The sequence below is a fragment of the Clostridium sp. MSTE9 genome, assembly GCF_000277625.1.
In the GTDB taxonomy this organism is placed as follows: Bacteria; Bacillota; Clostridia; order Oscillospirales; family Acutalibacteraceae; genus Faecalispora; species Faecalispora jeddahensis.
This window is the reverse complement of sequence record NZ_AKFU01000004.1, coordinates 15,193-35,604: the sequence shown is the minus strand read 5'-3', so window position 1 is coordinate 35,604 and position 20,412 is coordinate 15,193. Positions and strand designations below refer to the sequence as shown.

Here is a 20,412-nt window from a genome sequence, read left to right as displayed (position 1 = left end):
GCACCGCTTTGGCGGTGCTTTTTTGTTATGCCGGGTCTTGATCCCCGTTCTGAATGATTTGGAAACAAAATGGTGACGCCATTTGAAAGAATATAACTTTCTCCTCTGTACAGGAGAAGAAAATCGCCGCTATTAAATCAGTTTGCTTTGAGGGCGGCCGGGTGCCAAAGCGGCATTCCGAAAAAAACACAAGGAAAGGGGGAGAACACTTGGAGGATCATAAAAAAGAGCTGCGCCAAAAGGCGATGCGCCTGCCGCTGACGCCGGGCGTCTACCTGATGCGCGACAAAAGCGGCACGATCATCTATGTCGGCAAGGCCAAAGCGCTGAAAAACCGGGTCAGCCAGTATTTCGGCTCGGAAAAGAACCACGACGATAAGGTGCGCCGCATGGTGTCCAACGTACAGGATTTTGAATATATCCTCACCGACAGCGAGTTTGAGGCGCTGGTGCTCGAATGCAGCCTGATCAAGCAGTATACGCCCAAATACAATATTCTGCTCAAGGACGACAAGGGCTACCATTATATCCGCATCAGCGGGGGAGAGTGGCCCAGAATCTCCGAGGCAAAGCAGCTTGCCGACGACGGCGCGGAATACATTGGCCCTTATGTCAGCTCGTGGTCGGTCAAGCAGGCGGTGGATGAGGCGCTCAAGATTTTCCGCCTGCCCTCCTGCAGCCGCCGTTTTCCGCAGGACATCGGCAAAGGGCGGCCCTGTCTGAATTATTATATCAAGCAGTGCTGTGCTCCCTGCCGCGGCCGCATGAAGCCGGAGGAATACCGCGAGGCTGTTTCGGAAGCCGTGGATTTCCTGCGCGGCGGCAGCGCCGAATCCATGAAGCGCCTGACGGAAAAAATGGAGCAGGCTGCAGAGAATCTCGAGTTTGAATACGCCGCCAGAATCCGCGACCGCATCACCGCGATCCAGAAGATGCGCGAGCGGCAGAAGGTGGTTTCCATCCGTGTGCTGGAGCAGGACGTGATCGCCCTTGCGCAGGGCCCGGGCAGCGCCTGTGTGGAGGTCTTTCGTTTTCGCGGCGGCAGTCTGGTGGACCGCGAAACGTTCCTTTTGGGAGAGGTCGGCAATTCCAAGCAGGCCCGCAGCGAGTTTCTGGAGCGGTATTATTCCATGCGCGATCAGATTCCCCCGCGCCTGACGCTGGACGGGCCGGTGGAAAATGCCGCTCTGCTCGAAGAGTGGCTGACGCAGAAGGCCGGGCGAAAGGTGAATATCACCGTGCCGCAAAAGGGGGAACAGGCGCAGCTGGTTGAAATGTGCCGCAGCAACGCGGCGGAGCAGCTTGCGCAGCAGACGGGCCGAACCGGGCGCGAAGCCTCCGCTCTGGATGAGCTGGCTCGCCTTCTGGGACTGGAAAATCCCCCGCAGTATATCGAGTCCTACGATATTTCAAACCTTGCAGGCGGCGATAACGTGGCCGGTATGGTCGTGTTTGAAAACGGGCGCCCGCTCAAATCCGCATACCGCCGTTTTCAGATCAAAAGTTTTGAGGGGCAGGACGATTACGGCGCCATGCGCGAAGTAATTGGCCGCCGTTTGGGGGAATACTACCAGCATAAGGACAGCGGAGAAGGCTTTGGCCGTCTGCCGGATCTGATTTTGCTCGACGGCGGCAAGGGACACGTTTCCGCGGTTCGCCCGATTTTGCAGCAGTATGGGCTGGAAATTCCCCTGTTCGGCATGGTAAAGGACGACAAGCACCGCACCCGTGCCATCGCAAAGGACGGCGGAGAGATTTCGATTCACTCCAATCGCAGCGCCTTTACGCTGGTGTCCACCATTCAGGATGAGGTTCACCGTTTCGCGATCGGCTACCATCGCCAAATGCGAAAGAAGAACACCATCTCCAGCACCCTGACGGGCATACCCGGTGTCGGCAACGCCCGGGCAAGGGCGCTGCTGCGGCATTTCCGCACCATTACCGCGATTCGCGAAGCGGATTTGGAGCAGCTGTGCGGGGTAAAGGGAATGACCCGCCCCGCAGCGCAGACGATTTACGAGTATTTTCACCCGGATTCGGGAGAAAAAGATAGCGGTTGACAGTATGCACAAATAATGGGATAATGAATTTAACAAGACTCTGGGAAAGGTCCGGTTTTGCATATGCGAATTATCACAGGCGCAGCGCGCGGCAAAAAGCTGCAATCCCTGGAAGGGGAGCGCGTTCGTCCTACGCCCGACCGGGTGAAGGAAGCCCTTTTTAATATTATTCAGTTTGATTTGGAGGGCCGCCGGGTGCTCGATCTGTTCGCCGGTTCCGGCCAGCTCGGGCTGGAGGCGCTCAGCCGCGGCGCACAGGAGGCGGTGTTTGTAGACAGCTCGCGCGATTCCGCCGGCGTGGTGGAGCGCAACATTGCCGCCACCGGGTTCGGGGAGCGGGCCAAAGTGGTGAATGCCGACTTTGCTTCGTTTCTGTCCCGCAATCCGCAGCCGTTCGACATTGCTTTTTTAGACCCGCCTTACCGCACGGGGCTGCTGCAGCAGGCTCTGCCGCAGACAGCCGCGGTGATGAACCATGGTGGTACCATCATCTGTGAACATCCGAGTGACGAAGAACTCCCTCTTTCTGCCGGTGATTTTGTGAAGGTACGTTCTTACCGTTACGGAAAAATTCTGCTGACCGTGTATCGGCATAAGGACGTGACATCATTATGAAAATTGCAATTTGTCCGGGCAGCTTTGACCCGGTTACCTTCGGGCATCTGGACATCATCAATCGTGCCCGCAAAATTTTCGATCACCTCATCGTTGCTGTTTTGGTAAACCCCAATAAGCACACCAGCTTTACCGTTGAGGAGCGCATCAACATGCTCAAGCGTGCCACGGCGGACATGCCCAACATAGAGATTGTCGGTTTTGAGGGCCTTCTTGCGGATTACGCCAAAATCCGCAACGCCACCGCGATTGTAAAGGGACTGCGGGCCCTGTCGGACTTTGAATACGAATTTCAGATGGCTCTGACCAATAAGAAGCTGAACCCGAATCTGGAAACTCTGTTTTTAACCACTCGGGCGGAAAATATGTATCTCAGCTCCAGTATCGTGAAGCAGGTAGCCAGTTTTGACGGTGATATTTCGAATTTTGTGCCGGAGTGTATTTTGGATGACATCACGCAACGTCTTTATACAGGAGGCAAAAAACGATGAATGTAGAGAATTTGTTGGACGAGCTCTACGAAATGGTAGATAAGGCGTGGAATTTTCCGCTGACCGGCGGCAAGGCTGTGCTCGACGGCGAAGCGGTAAAAGGAATCCTCGATGAAATCCGCGATAATCTGCCGCAGGAGCTTCGTCAGGCCAAGGCCATTGTGGCCGACCGAAACCAGATCATCAGCGACGCAAAGCGCGAGGCGGAAAGCATTGTCCGCATTGCGGAGGAACGCGCCAAAACTCTTGTGAATCAGGATGAGATCGTGCGCCAGGCACAGCAGAAGGCCAACGAGCTGGTCAGCCAGAGTCAGGCGAAATTCCGCGAAATGCGCCGCGCCTCGAACGATTACATCGACGACTTGATGAAGCGCACGGATGACGCTTTGGCCGCGAATCTGGCCGAGCTGCGCAAAACCCGCAACAACATCAAGGCGTCCCAAAGAAACAATCAGCAGTAACACAAAGAAATCATTCCAGCAGTAAGCTTTCTACGAAAAATGCGCTCTGACCGGGTATTCACTGCCGGTCAAAGCGCATTTTTCAACCAAATTTCTATTGTGTAAAAGGGTCTTGTAAGCAAATTATTGTGTAAAAATTACACTTTCAAACAGATGACTGCGGAAGCTTCGCGCTGTTTTATGGCCTTTTCCTCTGCGGCGATTGCCGCTTTGGCCTTGCGAGTTTCGGTTGTTTGTATGGTTCCAAATCATTCTGCAATCGGGTTTGTTGAACTCATATCTTCTATATTGACAATACCAGAAAGAGAGCATATAATCAAATACATATAACATGATAGAAAGTATATAGTTTTATTTATAATATAGGGAGAATGCCATGTTCCAGACTTTAAAGTACGTTTATGAAATTTATAAAGAAGGCAGTTTTTCCCGGGCGGCGAAAAATCTGTATATTTCTCAGCCATCTTTGAGCGCGACCATCAAAAAACTGGAACAGGATATTGGTGTAACCATCTTCGACCGCAGCACCACACCGGTTCAGCTGACGGATGCGGGGAAGGTATACATAGAAACAACGCGGCAGATTTTAGAGCTGCAAAGCAATTTGGAATTGTATTTACAGGACTATACAGAGCTGAAAACCGGCACTCTGAAGATTGCCGCGGCTCAGTTTTTTTCCTCGTATTTGCTCGCGCCGCTCATTTCCAGCTTCAATCAGCTTTACCCGGGGATTCAAATTCAGGTCAATGAATCCAGCACGCCTGATCTGCTGCAAAAGCTGGTGAATTCCGAAATTGATCTGGTGATCGACAGCAGCGAGTTTGACGATAAGCTCTTTACCAGCTACCCGCTGATGGAAGAACATATTCTGCTTGCGGTGCCCTCTGGGTACGAGGTCAACGAGCAGCTCTCAGAGTACCGTATGACCGCCCGGGATGTGCGCGAGGGAAAACACAGAAAGCCGGGCTGTCGGCCGGTGGACCCCAGAATCTTTCAGGATTTTACCTTTCTGCTGCTGAACAGGGGACACAACATGAACACGTTTGCGACGGGCTTGTTTGATCGGTACCGCTTTACCCCTCGGCGCATCATGTATTTAGACCAGCTGATTACCTCGTACCATATGGTGCAGCAGCAAATCGGTATGGCGTTTGTCTCCGATACAGTCATCAAGCGCACGAGCCTGGAGCCCGGGGTATATCTGTATTTAGTGGATGCACCGAATGCCAGCCGGTATGTGAGCCTTGCCCATAAAAAGAACCGCTATGTCAGCAAGGGGATGCGCGAATTTATCGCGCTCTCACAAAAGCAGTTTCCCCTGCAAAAAGAAAGCGACACAGAGTTTTACTATGACGAAATTCCGGCAAGAGTGGAAGGCTGCGAATGATTTAAAAATTGCAAAAAGGGCTCAAAACAGCGCTGTTGGTGCTGCTTTGAGCCCTTTTTGATGGGGAACCGTCTGAATCAAATAAAAGAGAAAGCGCTTTATTCCACGACGACCGCTGTTCCCGATGCAGTCACCATCAGCATATTGTTGCCGGTGCCAAGAACTTCATAATCAATATCCACGCCGATGACGGCATTTGCTCCCAGAGCCGCCGCTCGGCCTTGCAGCTCCTGAATTGCCTTTTCGCGTGCATCCATCAGCTCGCCTTCATACGAGTTCGATCTGCCGCCGAAAAAGTTGGTGAGACCAGCCGCAAAATCTTTAATAAAATCCACGCCGGAAACGACTTCTCCGAATACAATCTGCTTATACTCCACAATTCGCTTCCCCTCGATCGTGTTGGTTGTGGTAAGAATCATCTGCTTGCGCCTCCCTTTGACTGGTTAAGAATGCTTTCAGAATACCATAGAACTGTTGTAATTTCCATGTTCTTTTTGTAAATCTTTTCAAATGATTTTTTAGATATGGTAAAAAATCAGAGGCTATTGACATCGTGAGTGCAGCGATATAGAATAAATAAAAAGCGACTATACAGTCGCAAAACAGGGAGGGCGCAATGGGTCAAAAAGGGGAAAAAACGAAACAACAAATCCGTGCTGCGGCGTTTGCTTTATTTTCCGAATTGGGATATACAAGGGTTTCGATGCAGGATATTTGCATGAAAAGCGGACTGAGCAAGGGCGGATTATATCGGCACTATGAGAATAAATCACAGCTTTTTATGGATTTATTGCAATCATTGCAGCACAGCGAGGAAAAAGCAACAGAACGTTTCATATCTGAGCACGCTTCGGCAATAACGATTTTAAATCGCTATTTTGACCATGTGAAATCTGAAATAAATCGTAAAATTCCTAATATTGATTTTGCGGTATATGAATTTTGCATGGAAAAGAAAAGTGATTTCGGAACACAATTTTTTTCAGAGCAATATAAAAGAGGGCAGCAAATCCTGCGCTCACAAATCGAATATGGACTCAGCACAAAAGAGTTTGATGTCAGCGATGTGCAAGCTGCCACAGACACGATCCTGATTCTGATCGAAGGATTGAAAATGACGAAAGAGGTTTTACCTGTTACGGATCAAATGTGCGACGGGATTTTTGACCAAATCAAAATGATGCTGGGCGTTACAAAAGATCGGGGAGATTACAGATGAAAATTATGGTGATAGGTCTTGGCGTGATCGGTACAACATATGCATACTGTTTTCAGAAGGCGGGGCATACTGTGGAGCATTTCATTCGGGACAATAAACAGGCTGCCTGCCCCCAAAAGATAGAGATCGATCTATTGGATGGAAGGCACAGTAAAAAAGGAATCGCGAAAAAAGATTTCTATTCGGTTGAGATTTCTCCTTCGGACAGCTCTTATGATTTTATCTTTGTCAGTGTGTCCTCCGGGAAGCTCGGGAATGTAATAAGCTCTCTTCAGGAAAAGGCGATCACCGGTACTTTGGTTTTATTTTGCGGGATATGGCAGGATCGCAATGAGTTGGATAAAATTCTGAATGGCTGGGACTCTATTTTAGCCTACCCGGTAGCAGGCGGAACCCTGAATCATAATCGGTTGGAATGTGTGATTTTCGACCATATCATGCTGGAACGCCGGGAAAAGGCGCACATTTCAAACTATGATTTATTGTTGGAGCTCCTGAAAAGCTCAGAGATAGAAGTGGAATGTCCCTATGATATGCTCGAATGGATTTGGCTTCATATGGCGATCAATGCTGCCGTTATAACGACAATCGCAAAATATGGGAAGATGGATGAAATCTCCCATTCAGCAGAAACGGCAATGAATTCACCCCGCATCTTGTCAGAAGTGGTGCGTGCTGTTCGCGAGACTGCAAACATCATTTCGTCGAAAGGGGTACAGTTGGAACATTATAAAAACGAATTGCTGCCATATAAAATCCCCGCTTTTGTCGCCGGAAGAGTCATGTGTCACATGTTCCGGGCAAATGAGCTGACGCGCAAAATCATGCTTCTTCACAGCAATATAGATGATCTTCTCTATGTGTGCAAAAATGTTTACGACTGTGGAATGCAAAATCATATCGATGCTCCGATTTTTTATAAAAATGATGAAACGATGTATAAAAAAATATCCTGCATGTAGAACGTATCTGAGTAAAACGGACTGCCTGAATCCGTTCGGCTTCACCCGTGATACAGAGCCTTTTGACACAAGGAAGGGGAAGAACCCAATGGTTCTTCCCCCCGTTTACCCATTTGAATGGAGATTGTTTTACGTCCTATTTTTAAGGCGGACTACAAGAGGTGCCAAGCGGATCAAATTCAATCCATTTCAGAAAAGAATCTCGAACCAATTGTATCGCTTCCGCCGGCACCAAAAAAACGGAGTGTTTTTATGGCAAGGCTTCAGCAAAGTCGGTTCTTCGCTTGAACTTCCTCGACAATAGCATGTGCAGGATACGCCTATTTATTTCTGGAAATTTCTGAATCCAAAAGATCTGAGAACTCCGGATTTTTCTGGAACCAGCCCACCGCATAAGGGCAGGTGGCGATTGCTTTTTTGCCCTGCGCGCGAATCGCATCGACGGCCGCCAGCATCAGCTGCCCGGCTACGCCCTGGCCGCGCAGGGAATCGTCCACAAACGTGTGATCAATATCGACCGTGGTGGCGGAACGATCGGGGAACGTGACTTCGGCAATCAATTTTCCGTCCGCATTCTTTGCAAAAATGCGATTGGCCTCTTTTGTAAATTCCATAAAACATCCTCCTTTTTCTATGAATTCCCATTCATCAGCAGAAATAACATTTTGGTTTCTCCCTCGCCGTAAGCGGGGGAGAAACCTGTTTTTCACCTGTTTCAATGGAAGAGCAGTGTGAATCAATCAATTACGAAATCAGCCTTGCGAAATCAGCTCGATCAGAATGCGTTCCGCTTCCAGCGCGTCCGCACGCCCGCGGCTGGCCTTCATCACAGAGCCAAGCAGGGCCCCCAGCGCCTTTTCCTTGCCGGCACGGTAATCCGCCACCGCATTGGGATTCGCGGCCACAGCGTCCTCACAGAACTTTTTCAGGTCGCCGGTGTCCACGCCGCTCAAATCGCTTTCACTCAGGAATTCCGTAGCGGGCTTGCCGCTGTCCAGCATCTTATCCAGCGTGGATTTAAGCAGGTTCATGCGGATTTTGCCGCTGTCGAGCAGAAGAACCAGATCTTTCAGGTAAGAAGCGGGGATCGAAACCTCAAACTTCTCTTTGGCGTCGTCGTTTTCCATCCGGCGGAAAATCTGGCCGATGATGCAGTTCGCAACCGTTTTAGGATTGGCTACACCGTCGCTGGCCGCTTCAAAAAATTCCGCAATCGCACGGGATTTGGTCAGCTGCAGCGCGTCGGCCTCTGGCAGTCCGAACTGGCTGATATAGCGCTCGCGCTTGATCTCCGGCAGCTCCGGCAGAGCGCGGCGGATTGCGTCCACCTCTTCGTCCGTCACGTGGATGTTCACGAGATCGGGATCGCGGAAGTAGCGGTAGTCGTCGGCGTCCTCCTTGTTTCTCATGCTGGAGGTTGTGCCGTCCGATTCGTTGTAGCGCAGGGTTTCCTGCGTGATTTTCCCGCCGTTTTCCAGTACATCGATCTGGCGGGTGTATTCGTAGTCGATCGCCTTGGTCATAAAGGTGATCGAGTTCATGTTTTTGATTTCGGTGCGGGTGCCGTATTCTTCGCTGCCAGCCGGGCGGACGGAAATGTTGACGTCACACCGCATGGAGCCCTCCTGCATTTTGCAGTCGGAAACGCCGATGAATTTCATCGCGAGCTGTAGTTTTTCCACATACTCGCGCACCTCGTCGCTGCTGCGGAAATCCGGCTCGGTCACGATCTCGATCAGCGGAACGCCGCCGCGGTTGTAGTCCACATAGGTGTTGCCGCCCTGATGAACCAGCTTGCCCGCGTCTTCTTCAATATGGATACGGTTGATGCGGATTCTGCGCCCGTTCGAAAGATCGATATGTCCGTTTTTGCAAAGCGGCATATCGAACTGCGAAATCTGATAGGCTTTGGGCAGATCGGGATAGCAGTAGTTTTTGCGGTCCATTTTCGAAATATTCGAAATTTCGCAGTTGGTGGCAAGGCCCGCCATAATGGCGTATTCTACCACTTTTTGATTCAGCTTCGGCAGTGTTCCGGGGAACCCAACGCATACCGGGCAGCAGTGGGTGTTCGGTTCGCCGCCGAATTCTGTGGAGCAGCTGCAGAAAATTTTTGTTTTTGTGGAGAGCTCCACGTGGGTTTCAAGACCCGATACCAATTCGTATTTCATTATCGCACCCCCATTTTCGCCGCACGGAACACCGTTTCTCTGGTCGCCTGCTCAAACTGATAAGCGGCGTTGAGAAGCGTGGCTTCGCAGAAGGAATTCCCGATCAGCTGCAGGCCGATGGGCAGACCCTTCTGGTCAAATCCGCAGGGGAGAGAGAGGGCCGGAATGCCCGCAATATTAATCGGCACGGTGCAGATATCTGTCAGGTAGGTTTCCACCGTGTTCTGGGCCGCCTTGCCGCGCTCGAAAGAGGTCATCGGCACGGTGGGGGCCGCGATCACATCGCAGCGCTCAAACGCGGACTGGAACGCCTGCACCAGCATCCCGCGCAAGCTCTGCGCCTTTTTGTAATAGGCGTCGTAGTAACCGGCGCTGAGCACATACGTGCCAAGCAGAATGCGGCGCTTGACTTCTTTGCCGAAGCCCTCGCTGCGCGTTTTGGCGATCATTTCGTTGACGTCGCTGTAGTTTTTCGCTTTGTAGCCGTAGCGGATGCCGTCAAAACGGCCAAGGTTCGAGGAAGCCTCCGCGCAGCTCAGAATGTAATACACCGGCAGGGCGTAAGAGAGCTGGGGCAGGTCAACCTCTACCAGTTCTGCGCCAAGCTCGCGGTAAACCTGCATGGAGCGCTCCACGGCCTCGCGCACTTCGTCGCGAACACCGTCAAAATACTGCTTGGCAAAGCCGATCCGCATGCCCTTGATGTCCTTTTTCAGGGTGTCGCAGGCCAATTCGCGCGCGCCGCGCGAGGTGGAATCCCTCGGGTCCTGCTTTGCCAGAGCGTCGTAAACCAGAGCGGTATCTTCCACGTTGGTAGCGATGGGGCCGACCTGGTCAAAGCTTGAGGCATAGGCCACCACGCCGTAACGCGAAACCGCGCCGTAGGTGGGTTTTAAACCGACGATGCCGCAGAAGCTGGCCGGCTGGCGGATCGATCCGCCGGTGTCGGTGCCAAGGCCGTATACCGCCAGATTCCCGGCAACGGCGCTGGCCACGCCGCCGGAGCTGCCGCCCGCTACGTGAGCGGTGTTGTGGGGATTCCATGCACCGCCGTAAATCGAGGTTTCGTTCGAGGAGCCCATGGCGAATTCATCCATGTTGGTTTTGCCGAGAAGAACGGCGCCCCTGCTGCGAAGCAGCTCCCATACGGTGGCGTCGAATACCGGGCGGTAGCCCTCCAGAATCTTGGAGCCGCAGGTGGTTTCGATTCCCGTGGTGGAGATGTTGTCCTTCAGGGTCATCGGGATTCCTTCGAGGATATCCAGCGTTTCGCCGCGGGCGATTTTTGCGTCAACCTCCTGCGCGGCCGCAAGCGCGGTCTCCGGCGTAAAGTGGACATAGGCGTTGAGGGCGGGATTGTCCGCTTCAATTGCCCCGATATAGGTTTTGGTCAGCTCCTCGCAGGAGAATTCCTTCTTCTGCAGGGAGTCATGCAGCTTTTTGATTTTTCCATAATCTTCCATTCAGTACACCCGCCTTATCCTCTTTTTTTCACCAGGAAGTAACCGTCCTCCTGGCTTTCCGCGTTGCGCAGAATTTCCTCAGAGGGAAGAGACGGCTCAACGACATCCTCACGGAAAACATTTTCCAGATGATTGATATGATCAAAGTCGGAGGATTCCACCGTGGCCTGATTGATCGTATTGGCGAAATTGATGATTTCGTCCATATCCTTCGTAAAGGCCTCCAGCTCATCCTCGCGGATTTGGAGCTTGGAAAGCCGCGCAATTTTTAATACATCCTCATGTGTGACCATGCGGAAACGCCTCCTTAGCCTGAAACTTATCTGATTTTAATGTGAACCTCGCGAAGCTGCTGTTCGGTCACTTCGGTCGGCGCGCCGAGCAGCAGATCCTGCGCGTTGCTGTTCATGGGGAACGGGATGACCTCGCGGATATTTTGCTGCTCAGTCAGCAGCATCACCATACGGTCCACTCCGGGAGCCATACCGGCGTGCGGCGGAGCGCCGTAGTGGAACGCGTTGTACAGCGAGCCGAATTTCTCGCGGATATCCTCTTCGGTATAGCCGGCGATTTCAAACGCCTTTACCATGATCTCGGGGTCGTGGTTTCTCACCGCGCCGGACGAGAGCTCTACGCCGTTGCAAACAATGTCGTACTGGTAGGCGAGAATCTCTTCGGGATTCTTGGTCTGCAGCGCCTCAAGACCGCCCTGGGGCATGGAGAAGGGATTGTGCGTAAAGATATATTTTCCGGTTTCCTCATCGATTTCATACATGGGGAAGTCGACGATGAAGCACATCTCAAAGCGGGATTCATCGATCAGATTGAGGCGTCTGCCAAGCTCGGTGCGGATTTGTCCGGCCAACTTTGCGGCAGCGTCGCGCTCGTCTGCGATGAAGAAGATCACATCGCCGGGAATCAGACCCGCGCGCGAGATCAGCTCCTCACGCTTGTCGTCCGGCAGGAATTTATTGATCGGGCCCTTGTATTCGCCCTCGCTCGTCACACTGATATAGCCAAGGCCCTTCATGCCGATTTCGGTAGCGAATTTCAGCATGTTTTCAAAGAAGCTCTTCGGCTGCGCGGTGCAGCCCGGCACGCGGATGGCGCGGATCGTCTTATTTTTGAAGGGCGCAAAGGTTGTGTTGTCAAAAATGTCGGAAATATCGATGATCTCAAGTGGGTTTCTCAGATCAGGCTTATCCGTGCCGTACCTCAGCATGGATTCCTGATAGGGAATGCGCACATAAGGGGCCTTCGATACCTCTTTGTTCGAGAACTTTGCAAATACCTCGGAAAGCACCTCTTCCGCGACGGAGAAAACATCCTCCTGCGTGGCGAAAGCAAGCTCAAAATCAAGCTGATAGAACTCGCCGGGGGAACGGTCGGCTCTCGCGTCCTCGTCGCGGAAGCAGGGAGCGATCTGAAAATACCGGTCAAAGCCCGACACCATCAGCAGCTGCTTGAAGATCTGCGGAGCCTGCGGCAGCGCGTAAAATTTGCCGTGATGCTTGCGGCTGGGGATCAGATAGTCACGCGCGCCCTCGGGGGAAGAGGTAGAGAGAATGGGTGTCTGAATCTCCAGAAAGCCCATCTCGGTCATTTTCTGGCGCAGAAAGGAAATCACCTGCGAGCGAAGCACGATATTATTGTGAACCTCCGGGTTTCGCAGATCCAAAAAGCGGTATTTCAATCGAACGTCTTCCTTGGTATCTGTGGAATTGGGAACCTCGAAGGGGAGCGGCTTTGCCACCTTGCCAAGCACAGCCAGAGTGTCCGCCTTGATTTCCACCGTACCGGTCGCCAGCTTGGGGTTGATGGTGTCCGCATCGCGCAGGGTCACCTTTCCCTCAACGCTGATGGTGCATTCACGCACCACGTCCTGCAGCATGGCTTCGTCGTGTACCACAACCTGCACCACGCCGTAATGATCCCGCAAATCCAGAAACTGCACACCGCCGTGGTCGCGGATATTCTCCACCCAGCCTGCCACGCGGATCGTCTGGTCAATATCGGTTTCACTCACCCGGCCGCACAGGCGGGTGTGATATTTGTTAGCGCAAATCATATCTCAATTAATCCTTTCGTCTGCTCAGATTTCTGAAAACAATTACAGATAATTATACCATCAAACGCAGGGGGTTTCAACAAAAGCCGTACAGATTTTGCATAAAAACCTTCCATTTCCCGCAAAATTCGCTGGTATTTGGTATTTTATTAGAATACTATCCTAAAAAGCTGTTGGTTTATTCGCCGCCGAAGGCAGGGAATCAACCGTCATTTTCCCGCAAAGCAGCTTTTGCGATGATAGGATGAGAAAAAGTCTTTCCCGCATATTTCCCAAAAATCCATGCAGGCCCAAAAACGCGCGCCCGTTCTCAGGCCGGGAATTACTTCCCGGAAAAGCCCAGTTCCTGAGAAAGGCCGCGCTTGGTTTCGAGCACATATTCCGAAAGCTCCAGCACGCGTTCGTCAGACATGCGCGATACCGGGGCGGATATGCTGAATGCGTTTGAGGCGCGGCCGTAAAAATCCGTTACGCAGGCCGCGATGCAGCGCACGCCCAGCTCGTTTTCTTCGTTGTCAAGTGCGTAGCCCTGGCGCCGGATGAGCTCGATCTCTTCCATCAGCTGCTCCAGTGTGACGATCGTGTGCGGGGTAAAGGGGCGGATCTTGCTCTGCTTCCATACCTCCCGGATTTCGCTGTCCTTCATCTGCGCCAGAATCGCCTTGCCGACCCCCGTGGAATACATGGGCTGTCGCAGGCCGATCCGCGATACCATGCGGATGCTGTTGGCGTCGGATTCCACCTTATCCACATAGACGATATGGGTGTTTTCGCGCTGAACGAAGTGCACGGTTTCGTGTGTCTGCCTCATCAGGCGCTCCAGGTAAGGGTGGGCCACCGCAAGAATATCGAGCTTCGAGAGAAGCATCCCTGCCAGCCCCAGAATCTTATAGGTGGGCAGATATTTCCCCGATTCTTCCTCCTGCCGCGCATAACCCATCAGAATGAGGGATTTCAGCAGGCGGTGCACCGTGCTTTTATGAAGGGAAAGGCGGGTGCTCAGCTCGGTCAGCGTGACCGGGCCGTTTTGCACCAGAGCCTCCAGTATTTCAAAAATACGCTCTGCCGACTGAACGGGATTTGTTTGGGGCATACAGCGATTTCTTCCTTTCCAATGGATGAATGATTTTAGATGACAGTGACTGACCATCAGGATTCGATGAGCATTGTGCCTGAAAATGGGTACAAATCGTTCCTTTTGAATTCGTGTTTTTATAGTATCACAGTGTTTGGGGAAAAACAATTGGAAAGCTGTCAGATTCTATTGACTTCACGCGTGGAAACAGTATAATAAAAGTACAAAGAAAATGAAACTTGGTTCCACATTACGAAACTTTGGTAAAGAGGTGCTGAACATGAATGATGTATTGAAAAAGATCGGTGCGATCGGAATTGTTCCCGTTGTTAAAATCGACGACGCGAAGGATGCCGTACCGCTGGCAAAAGCGCTGTGCGAAGGCGGCCTGCCCTGTGCGGAGGTAACCTTCCGTACCGATGCGGCAGAGGAAGCCATTCGTGCCATTGCAAAGGCATACCCCGAAATGCTCGTCGGCGCAGGCACGGTTCTGACGACCGAGCAGGTAGACAAGGCGGTTGCGGCGGGCGCTACCTTTATCGTCAGCCCGGGCCTGAACCCCAAGGTGGTAAAGTACTGTGTGGAGAAGGGCATTCCGGTCACCCCCGGCGTATCGAACGCGAGCGACATCGAGCAGGCCATTGAGCTTGGCCTCGACGTGGTCAAATTCTTCCCGGCCGAGCAGGCGGGCGGCCTTGCGATGATCAAAGCGCTGGCGGCCCCCTATGTGAAGATGAAATTCATGCCCACCGGCGGCATCAACGCGAAGAACCTCAACGAATATCTGGCCTATAATAAGATTCTGGCCTGCGGCGGCAGCTGGATGGTAAAGCCCGAGCTGATCAGTGCCGGCGAGTTCGACAAGATCCGTGACATGACCCGCGAGGCGGTTCAGACCATGCTGGGCTTTGAGCTCGGTCATATCGGCATCAACACCAAGGACGCGGCCGAGGCCGGTGAGCTGACCGACGCGTTCAGCGACATTTTCGGTTTTGCTAAGAAAGAGGGAAGCAGCTCCTTCTTTGCCGGCACAATTATAGAGATCATGAAATATAAGGGCTTTGGCGATCACGGCCATTTCTCCATCAACACCAATTCCCTGCCCAGAGCCATTAGCTATTTTGAGAGCCGCGGCATCGAGTTCGATCCGGATTCCGCGAAATACGATGACAAAGGCAATATGACCATCATTTATTTCAAGCGCGATTTCTGCGGCTTTAGAGTTCATCTTGCCCAGAAAAAGTAATAGGAACCGAATCAAAAATCATATTTGCTGAAAAACAGAAATTTTCCCCTCGTCTTCGGCGGGGAGCGGAAAACGTTTTGGAAGCAATCACTATGTTATTTGGAGGATTTTCAGATGAAAGTAGTTACCTTTGGAGAAATCATGCTGCGCCTTGCACCGGAAGGCTATTATCGTTTTGTTCAGGCAGAGAGCTTTGGCGCCACCTATGGCGGCGGTGAGGCAAACGTGGCGGTATCCCTTGCCAATTTCGGCATTGACGCCAGCTTTGTCACGAAGCTACCGAAGCATGACATCGGCCAGAGCGCCGTTAATTCCCTGAGAAGATACGGCGTGGATGTTTCTAAAATCACCCGCGGCGGCGACAGAGTGGGCATCTACTTTTTAGAGAAGGGCGCCAGCCAGCGTCCGTCCAAGGTCATTTACGACCGCGCCGGTTCCGCAATTGCGACCGCACAGCCCTCCGACTTCAATTGGGATGATATTTTCGAGGGCGTGGACTGGTTCCACTTCACCGGCATTACTCCCGCGATCAGCGACAGCGCGGCGGCGATCTGCCTTGAGGCCTGCAAGGCCGCGAAGCGCCACAATGTCACCGTCAGCTGCGATCTCAATTACCGCAAGAACCTGTGGTCCCGCGAAAAGGCCGGCCAGGTGATGGGCGGGCTGATGGAGTATGTCAACGTGTGCATCTCCAACGAAGAGGACGCCAGCGATGTGTTCGGCATCAAGGCGGCGAATACCGATATTACCGGCGGCAAGATCAGCCACGAGGGCTATAAAGAGGTCGCGAAGAAGCTGGCCGATACCTTCCACTTTGATAAGGTTGCCATTACTCTGCGCGGCTCCATCTCCGCCAGCGACAACAACTGGGCGGCCATGCTGTACGACGGCAGCGACTACTATTTCAGCAAGAACTATCTCATCCGCATTGTAGACCGCGTCGGCGGCGGCGACAGCTTTGGCGGCGGCCTGATTTACTCTCTGCTCAACAGCTACGCTCCGCAGGATGCCATTGAGTTTGCGGTGGCGGCCAGCTGCCTGAAGCACTCGATCGAGGGCGACTTCAACCAGGTTTCTGTGGACGAAGTCAACAAGCTTGCCAAGGGCGACGGCTCGGGCCGCGTTCAGAGATAACGTTCGGGCGAATCAGCGCCGCGCTGTGCGGTGTGCGGAAAGGGCTCCCGGAGAATCATTCATCCGGAAGCCCTTTCCTTCATCAGAGACGGCTCTGGGAAATAGAGGCTGATACCAAAATCTGCGATGAAACAGGGAAACACGGTTCTCTTCCCTTGCCAAAGGCGGGGGAAGAGAACCGGCGTGATCCACTGTTTTGATTGGCAGAGCAGAGTTATTCGTAAAAAAGGAGCAGATGTCATGGAATCCAAACGACCTTTTGACGCCATCACCTTTGGGGAAATCATGCTGCGGCTTTCGCCCACCATCAACGAGCGGATCGTTGACGGGGTGGTCTTTGAAAAGCGCGCGGGCGGCTCTGAGCTGAATGTTTCTTCGGGTCTGTCATTGTTAGGACTGCGCACGGGCATTATTTCCAAGCTTCCGCGCAGCGAGATCGGTACCTTCATCAAAAACCGCATCCGCTTCGGCGGCGTCAGCGATGACTTTCTGCTGTACGACGAAAGCCGCGATGCCCGCCTGGGAGTCTATTATTATGAAAACGGCGCGCACCCCAGAAAGCCCTGCGTGGTGTACGACAGAAAGCATTCCTCCATCAACAGCATCACGCTTGAGGAAATCCCCGAATCCGCCTACACCAGCACGCGCGTGTTCCACACAAGCGGCATCTCTCTGGCGCTGAGCCAGCAGACCCGCGAGGTGGCGCTGGAGCTGGTCCGCCGTTTTCGCGCGGGCGGGGCAAAGATTTCGTTCGACGTGAACTACCGCGCCAATCTGTGGGAGGAGGACGAAGCCCGGCGCACGATCGAGAGCATCCTCCCGTACATCAATATCCTGTTCGTGTCCTCTGAAACGTCGCGCAGAATGTTCCAGAAAACCGGCGAGCTGCACGACATCATGAAGAGCTATTGCCAGGACTACGGGGTAGAGGTGGTTGCGACCACCAACCGGCAGATCATCAGCCCCAAGCAGCATACCTTCGGCTCGATTCTGTACAGCGCCAAAGAGGATCGGTTCTATGAGGAAGAGCCGTATGCCAACATAGAGGTCGTAGACCGCATCGGCAGCGGCGACGCGTATGTGGCGGGCGTTTTGTTCGGTTTGCTGAAATACGGCGATCATCAGAAGGCGCTGGAATTCGGCAACGCGAGCAGCGCCGTGAAAAATACGGTGCCGGGCGATATGCCGGCCTCCGATTTCCGCGATATTGAGCGTCTGATAGAGGAGCACCAGAACAAGGGCCTTCAGAGCGAAATGAACCGCTGATCAAACTCAAAAAGCACAGCGCAGATGAATTTTCTGCACTGTGCTTTTTTTGCTGTATTTGCAGTATGGGGGAGGGGGATTTGAGGGCGTTCCTTGACTTTGTAAATCTGTTTCTGTAAGATAAAATCACAGGATATGGTTCTGGTGGCAAAAAACAGAACGCACATAGCGTCTGTTGCTTTCTATATCAAAAGCAGTTTTCTGCCAAGGGCCTTTCGGCACGCCATGAATTCCGACCAGAAATCGAAGGGGGAAATGGAAATGTATCAAATTTCAAACTTTATCGACAACGACGATATTACCACGCTGGCTTCTTTGGGGGCCTTCACCGTTCTGGAGTATCAGCGCGACCTGAGTGTTATGCCGCAGGATGCGCAGATCGCCTATTTTGCGAATGCGATGAATGTGCGCAAACGCCAGGTTGTGTGCGATCTCAGCAAAGCGAACGGCGGGATTACCCTGCAGGCCGGCGCAATGCAGTGGACGGTGGGGAACGTAAACGCCACCACCGGCATCAAGGGTGTGGGCGATTTGCTGGGCAAGGCGATGCGCGGCAAGGTGACGGGGGAATCGGCAATCAAGCCGGAATATACCGGAAACGGCACTTTGGTGCTGGAACCGACCTACCACCATATCCTTCTGGTTGATCTTCAGGATTGGAATGGCTCCATCGTGCTGGATGACGGCCTGTTCCTGGCCTGCGAATCTACCCTCAAGCATAAGGCCGTTATGCGCTCGAATTTTTCGTCGGCGGTGGCCGGCGGCGAGGGGCTGTTCAATTTGGGCGTCAGCGGCAGCGGCATCCTCTGCCTGGAATCTGTCTGCCCGCGTGAGGAGCTGGTCGAGATCACGCTGCAGGACGATATTTTGAAGGTGGATGGAAACATGGCGATCGCCTGGAGCGGCAGCCTGAATTTCACGGTGGAGCGCTCCGGAAAATCGCTGATGGGCTCCGCTGTTTCCGGCGAGGGTCTGGTCAATGTATTCCGCGGAACCGGTAAGGTTTTGCTGGCCCCGGTCGCACAGGGAATTGCGTGATATCGGAGCGGGAGGGGAGAGCTTGGAGACGCAGTACCTCAGGCGGGTGGAGCTGACCGGGGTGCCGGAGCAGCGCTGCTACTGGAAAGAGCTTCCGGCAGTTCAGAGCCTGTGGGGAAGTCCGCTTTTGCTGGAACAGCCGGTCACCTTTCTGGTGGGAGAAAACGGGACGGGGAAATCCACTTTGCTCGAAGCGATAGCCGTGGCCGCGGGGTTTAATCCCGAGGGCGGCACCCGGAATTTCTCCTTTTCCTCCAGAGAAACGCATTCAGAGCTGTATGAGTATCTGCGTCTTGTCAGGGGCTACCGCCGCCCAAGGGACGGCTTTTTCCTGCGCGCCGAAAGCTTTTATAATGTGGCGAGCAATATTGATGATTTGAATCAGAATGTGCCCGGCTTACTTAGCAGCTACGGCGGCGTATCGCTGCACGAGCAATCGCACGGGGAAAGCTTTCTGGCTTTGGTGCTCAACCGATTCGGGGGAGACGGCCTGTATCTTCTAGATGAACCGGAGGCCGCGCTGTCGCCGTCGCGCCAGATGTCGCTGCTGGTGTATCTTCACCGTCTGGTGCAGCAGGATTCTCAGCTTGTCATCGCGACGCATTCACCAATTTTGATGGCATACCCCGGCGCATGCATCTATGTGCTGTCAAAGGACGGCGGGATTCGCCGCACCGCCTATGAGCAGACCGAGCATTATGTTGTGACCCGGGAGTTTTTGAACCATCCGGAAAAGATGCTGCGGTATCTGCTGGACGAAAAAGATGCCGCTGATTAGAACCGGCAGACCGAGCCCGTGTTGAAAAGCATGGGCTCATTTTGAATTGCTTCCCATCAGATCACGAGCAGATGGGATACGAATCATCGATGAAAAAGGGAAAACCGGTTCTCATCCATGGCTGTGGGGGAGAGAATCGGTTTAGCACATGTTTTTATAGAAGATCAACAGGATCATCCCGGAGGAAAGGATTTGACATGAAAAAAGTTTTGAATGGTATTCTGTTCTCAGCTTTGTTTTTGATTACGATGTCCTCCTGCGGGGGAATGGACCCGATCCCGCAGGTCAAAATAGAAAACGCTCTGAACGGTTCAGAAATGAATCTCCCGATGAAATTTGATTCGGGCCTTTATCTTTACAATCCGCTTTCTACCAGAGTGGAAAGCGACCTAGATTTTGCCGGTATTGACGCACAGCTGCAAAAAATATATCCGGATGGCAAGATAATAACAGAGACATATCAGGATTCCTATTTGTACGCTCGCGCGTCTGCAGAGAATTCAAAGCTTTCCTTTCTCGTCGGGAGGGTTCCAAATTCCGGATCAGATCAGAAAAATCAGTATGTATTTTCCGACCTGACGGCGCGGATTATCTCTTCGGAACAAAGAACCGCAGATATCGTTTTTCCTTATCCATTGGTGAAGGATTCCATCACTGTTTTTGAGTCCAATAAGGGGTGGGGCTTTACTGCCGGACAGAAATACGAAACAGGGTATACCATCGACGACTTTGAAAAGTTCTATCGGGGGATATTGGAATTTTATCAGGTTTCCGATGCTTTTGATTGTATCCAAAAGCAGGGGAGCGTTTTGACGATCCGATCCCCGCTGATTGTGTTTGACAGCGCAAAGGCGTTTTCCGAGGCGAAATTCCCGCCGCCCCAAGCGGTTGCGTTTCATTTTTCAGAAAACCATACCTTCACGCTGGAGATGCAATATCTGTAAATAGATGCACGACTGAGACCAACATCAAAAAGGG

The 20,412-nt window shown here is 52.6% G+C and carries 20 protein-coding genes and 1 pseudogene; 14 read left to right on the top strand and 7 right to left on the bottom strand.

What is annotated here, in order from left to right:
- Positions 1–209: 209 nt before the first annotated feature.
- The 5 genes from uvrC to HMPREF1141_RS00965 all read left to right on the top strand — a co-directional run bounded on the left by uvrC (position 210) and on the right by HMPREF1141_RS00965 (position 5,014).
- Positions 210–2,060 carry an excinuclease ABC subunit UvrC gene (uvrC, locus tag HMPREF1141_RS00985; RefSeq protein ID WP_009060037.1) on the top strand — a complete coding sequence of 617 codons (1,851 nt, stop codon included), beginning with the start codon at positions 210–212 and terminating at the stop codon, positions 2,058–2,060.
- Between the two features lie 63 nt (positions 2,061–2,123).
- The gene (gene rsmD / locus HMPREF1141_RS00980; RefSeq protein WP_009060034.1) at positions 2,124–2,675 is read left to right on the top strand and encodes a 16S rRNA (guanine(966)-N(2))-methyltransferase RsmD; all 552 of its coding nucleotides are present in this window, start codon (positions 2,124–2,126) and stop codon (positions 2,673–2,675) included.
- Positions 2,672–3,166: a pantetheine-phosphate adenylyltransferase gene (coaD, locus tag HMPREF1141_RS00975; protein ID WP_009060041.1), complete on the top strand. Its 495-nt coding sequence runs from the start codon at positions 2,672–2,674 to the stop codon at positions 3,164–3,166. The genes rsmD and coaD overlap by 4 nt, the downstream gene beginning before the upstream one ends.
- Positions 3,163–3,627 carry an ATPase gene (locus HMPREF1141_RS00970; RefSeq protein WP_009059961.1) on the top strand — a complete coding sequence of 155 codons (465 nt, stop codon included), beginning with the start codon at positions 3,163–3,165 and terminating at the stop codon, positions 3,625–3,627. The genes coaD and HMPREF1141_RS00970 overlap by 4 nt, the downstream gene beginning before the upstream one ends.
- Positions 3,628–4,003: 376 nt before the next feature.
- On the top strand, positions 4,004–5,014 hold the full coding sequence (locus HMPREF1141_RS00965) for a LysR family transcriptional regulator (protein ID WP_009060000.1): 1,011 nt from the start codon (positions 4,004–4,006) through the stop codon (positions 5,012–5,014).
- A 98-nt stretch (positions 5,015–5,112) separates the two neighbouring features.
- Here HMPREF1141_RS00965 and HMPREF1141_RS00960 read toward each other — a convergent pair whose 3' ends face one another.
- Positions 5,113–5,433 (bottom strand): putative heavy metal-binding protein, encoded by a 321-nt coding sequence (locus HMPREF1141_RS00960; protein ID WP_009060052.1) that lies wholly within the window; start codon positions 5,431–5,433, stop codon positions 5,113–5,115.
- 197 nt (positions 5,434–5,630) lie between these two features.
- Here HMPREF1141_RS00960 and HMPREF1141_RS00955 point away from each other — a divergent pair, with 197 nt between their 5' ends.
- From HMPREF1141_RS00955 to HMPREF1141_RS17640, 3 genes and pseudogenes are all read left to right on the top strand, one after another.
- Positions 5,631–6,233 carry a TetR/AcrR family transcriptional regulator gene (locus HMPREF1141_RS00955; RefSeq protein WP_009060023.1) on the top strand — a complete coding sequence of 201 codons (603 nt, stop codon included), beginning with the start codon at positions 5,631–5,633 and terminating at the stop codon, positions 6,231–6,233.
- A pseudogene (locus HMPREF1141_RS17645) lies at positions 6,230–6,529 on the top strand (2-dehydropantoate 2-reductase N-terminal domain-containing protein); the annotation flags it as partial. The gene HMPREF1141_RS00955 and the pseudogene HMPREF1141_RS17645, both read left to right, overlap by 4 nt.
- 39 nt (positions 6,530–6,568) lie before the next feature.
- Positions 6,569–7,195, top strand: a complete 627-nt coding sequence (locus HMPREF1141_RS17640) for a hypothetical protein (RefSeq protein WP_242824539.1) — start codon at positions 6,569–6,571, stop codon at positions 7,193–7,195.
- A 320-nt stretch (positions 7,196–7,515) separates the two neighbouring features.
- On the opposite strand, the gene HMPREF1141_RS00945 is transcribed toward HMPREF1141_RS17640, so the two are convergent.
- From HMPREF1141_RS00945 to HMPREF1141_RS00920, 6 genes are all read right to left on the bottom strand, one after another.
- Entirely contained in the window at positions 7,516–7,905 is a 390-nt protein-coding gene (locus tag HMPREF1141_RS00945; protein WP_347475655.1) for a GNAT family N-acetyltransferase, read from the bottom strand.
- A 42-nt stretch (positions 7,906–7,947) separates the two neighbouring features.
- Positions 7,948–9,366 carry an Asp-tRNA(Asn)/Glu-tRNA(Gln) amidotransferase subunit GatB gene (gatB, locus tag HMPREF1141_RS00940; protein ID WP_009059965.1) on the bottom strand — a complete coding sequence of 473 codons (1,419 nt, stop codon included), beginning with the start codon at positions 9,364–9,366 and terminating at the stop codon, positions 7,948–7,950.
- On the bottom strand, positions 9,366–10,829 hold the full coding sequence (gene gatA / locus HMPREF1141_RS00935) for an Asp-tRNA(Asn)/Glu-tRNA(Gln) amidotransferase subunit GatA (protein ID WP_009059980.1): 1,464 nt from the start codon (positions 10,827–10,829) through the stop codon (positions 9,366–9,368). Before gatA ends, gatB begins: the two co-directional genes overlap by 1 nt.
- Positions 10,830–10,843: 14 nt before the next feature.
- Positions 10,844–11,122, bottom strand: coding sequence for an Asp-tRNA(Asn)/Glu-tRNA(Gln) amidotransferase subunit GatC (gene gatC, locus HMPREF1141_RS00930; protein ID WP_009060038.1), 279 nt, complete (start codon positions 11,120–11,122; stop codon positions 10,844–10,846).
- A 26-nt stretch (positions 11,123–11,148) separates the two neighbouring features.
- Complete coding sequence (gene aspS / locus HMPREF1141_RS00925; protein WP_009060030.1) at positions 11,149–12,897, bottom strand: aspartate--tRNA ligase; 1,749 nt, start codon at positions 12,895–12,897, stop codon at positions 11,149–11,151.
- Between the two features lie 322 nt (positions 12,898–13,219).
- Positions 13,220–13,990 (bottom strand): IclR family transcriptional regulator, encoded by a 771-nt coding sequence (locus tag HMPREF1141_RS00920; protein ID WP_009060056.1) that lies wholly within the window; start codon positions 13,988–13,990, stop codon positions 13,220–13,222.
- A gap of 262 nt (positions 13,991–14,252) precedes the next feature.
- On the opposite strand from HMPREF1141_RS00920, the gene eda reads away from it, so the two are divergent.
- The 6 genes from eda to HMPREF1141_RS00885 all read left to right on the top strand — a co-directional run bounded on the left by eda (position 14,253) and on the right by HMPREF1141_RS00885 (position 20,378).
- The gene (gene eda, locus HMPREF1141_RS00915; protein ID WP_009060015.1) at positions 14,253–15,218 is read left to right on the top strand and encodes a bifunctional 4-hydroxy-2-oxoglutarate aldolase/2-dehydro-3-deoxy-phosphogluconate aldolase; all 966 of its coding nucleotides are present in this window, start codon (positions 14,253–14,255) and stop codon (positions 15,216–15,218) included.
- A gap of 114 nt (positions 15,219–15,332) precedes the next feature.
- Positions 15,333–16,352, top strand: a complete 1,020-nt coding sequence (locus HMPREF1141_RS00910) for a sugar kinase (protein WP_009060001.1) — start codon at positions 15,333–15,335, stop codon at positions 16,350–16,352.
- 240 nt (positions 16,353–16,592) lie between these two features.
- Positions 16,593–17,618: a sugar kinase gene (locus tag HMPREF1141_RS00905; RefSeq protein WP_035316342.1), complete on the top strand. Its 1,026-nt coding sequence runs from the start codon at positions 16,593–16,595 to the stop codon at positions 17,616–17,618.
- Between the two features lie 261 nt (positions 17,619–17,879).
- Complete coding sequence (locus tag HMPREF1141_RS00895) at positions 17,880–18,656, top strand: AIM24 family protein (protein WP_035316340.1); 777 nt, start codon at positions 17,880–17,882, stop codon at positions 18,654–18,656.
- A 46-nt stretch (positions 18,657–18,702) separates the two neighbouring features.
- On the top strand, positions 18,703–19,434 hold the full coding sequence (locus HMPREF1141_RS00890) for an AAA family ATPase (protein WP_242824537.1): 732 nt from the start codon (positions 18,703–18,705) through the stop codon (positions 19,432–19,434).
- A 197-nt stretch (positions 19,435–19,631) separates the two neighbouring features.
- Positions 19,632–20,378 carry a hypothetical protein gene (locus HMPREF1141_RS00885; protein ID WP_009060004.1) on the top strand — a complete coding sequence of 249 codons (747 nt, stop codon included), beginning with the start codon at positions 19,632–19,634 and terminating at the stop codon, positions 20,376–20,378.
- Positions 20,379–20,412 lie beyond the last annotated feature (34 nt).

Coding starts and splice junctions, on each gene's coding strand:
- HMPREF1141_RS00910 (WP_009060001.1), top strand. CDS start 15,333: ATGAAAGTAGTTACCTTTGGAGAAATCATGCTGCGCCTTGCACCGGAA.
- HMPREF1141_RS00960 (WP_009060052.1), bottom strand. CDS start 5,433: ATGATTCTTACCACAACCAACACGATCGAGGGGAAGCGAATTGTGGAG.
- HMPREF1141_RS00905 (WP_035316342.1), top strand. CDS start 16,593: ATGGAATCCAAACGACCTTTTGACGCCATCACCTTTGGGGAAATCATG.
- rsmD (WP_009060034.1), top strand. CDS start 2,124: ATGCGAATTATCACAGGCGCAGCGCGCGGCAAAAAGCTGCAATCCCTG.
- gatA (WP_009059980.1), bottom strand. CDS start 10,829: ATGGAAGATTATGGAAAAATCAAAAAGCTGCATGACTCCCTGCAGAAG.
- gatC (WP_009060038.1), bottom strand. CDS start 11,122: ATGGTCACACATGAGGATGTATTAAAAATTGCGCGGCTTTCCAAGCTC.
- HMPREF1141_RS00885 (WP_009060004.1), top strand. CDS start 19,632: ATGAAAAAAGTTTTGAATGGTATTCTGTTCTCAGCTTTGTTTTTGATT.
- aspS (WP_009060030.1), bottom strand. CDS start 12,897: ATGATTTGCGCTAACAAATATCACACCCGCCTGTGCGGCCGGGTGAGT.
- HMPREF1141_RS00895 (WP_035316340.1), top strand. CDS start 17,880: ATGTATCAAATTTCAAACTTTATCGACAACGACGATATTACCACGCTG.
- HMPREF1141_RS00920 (WP_009060056.1), bottom strand. CDS start 13,990: ATGCCCCAAACAAATCCCGTTCAGTCGGCAGAGCGTATTTTTGAAATA.
- gatB (WP_009059965.1), bottom strand. CDS start 9,366: ATGAAATACGAATTGGTATCGGGTCTTGAAACCCACGTGGAGCTCTCC.
- HMPREF1141_RS00955 (WP_009060023.1), top strand. CDS start 5,631: ATGGGTCAAAAAGGGGAAAAAACGAAACAACAAATCCGTGCTGCGGCG.
- HMPREF1141_RS00965 (WP_009060000.1), top strand. CDS start 4,004: ATGTTCCAGACTTTAAAGTACGTTTATGAAATTTATAAAGAAGGCAGT.
- HMPREF1141_RS00970 (WP_009059961.1), top strand. CDS start 3,163: ATGAATGTAGAGAATTTGTTGGACGAGCTCTACGAAATGGTAGATAAG.
- eda (WP_009060015.1), top strand. CDS start 14,253: ATGAATGATGTATTGAAAAAGATCGGTGCGATCGGAATTGTTCCCGTT.
- coaD (WP_009060041.1), top strand. CDS start 2,672: ATGAAAATTGCAATTTGTCCGGGCAGCTTTGACCCGGTTACCTTCGGG.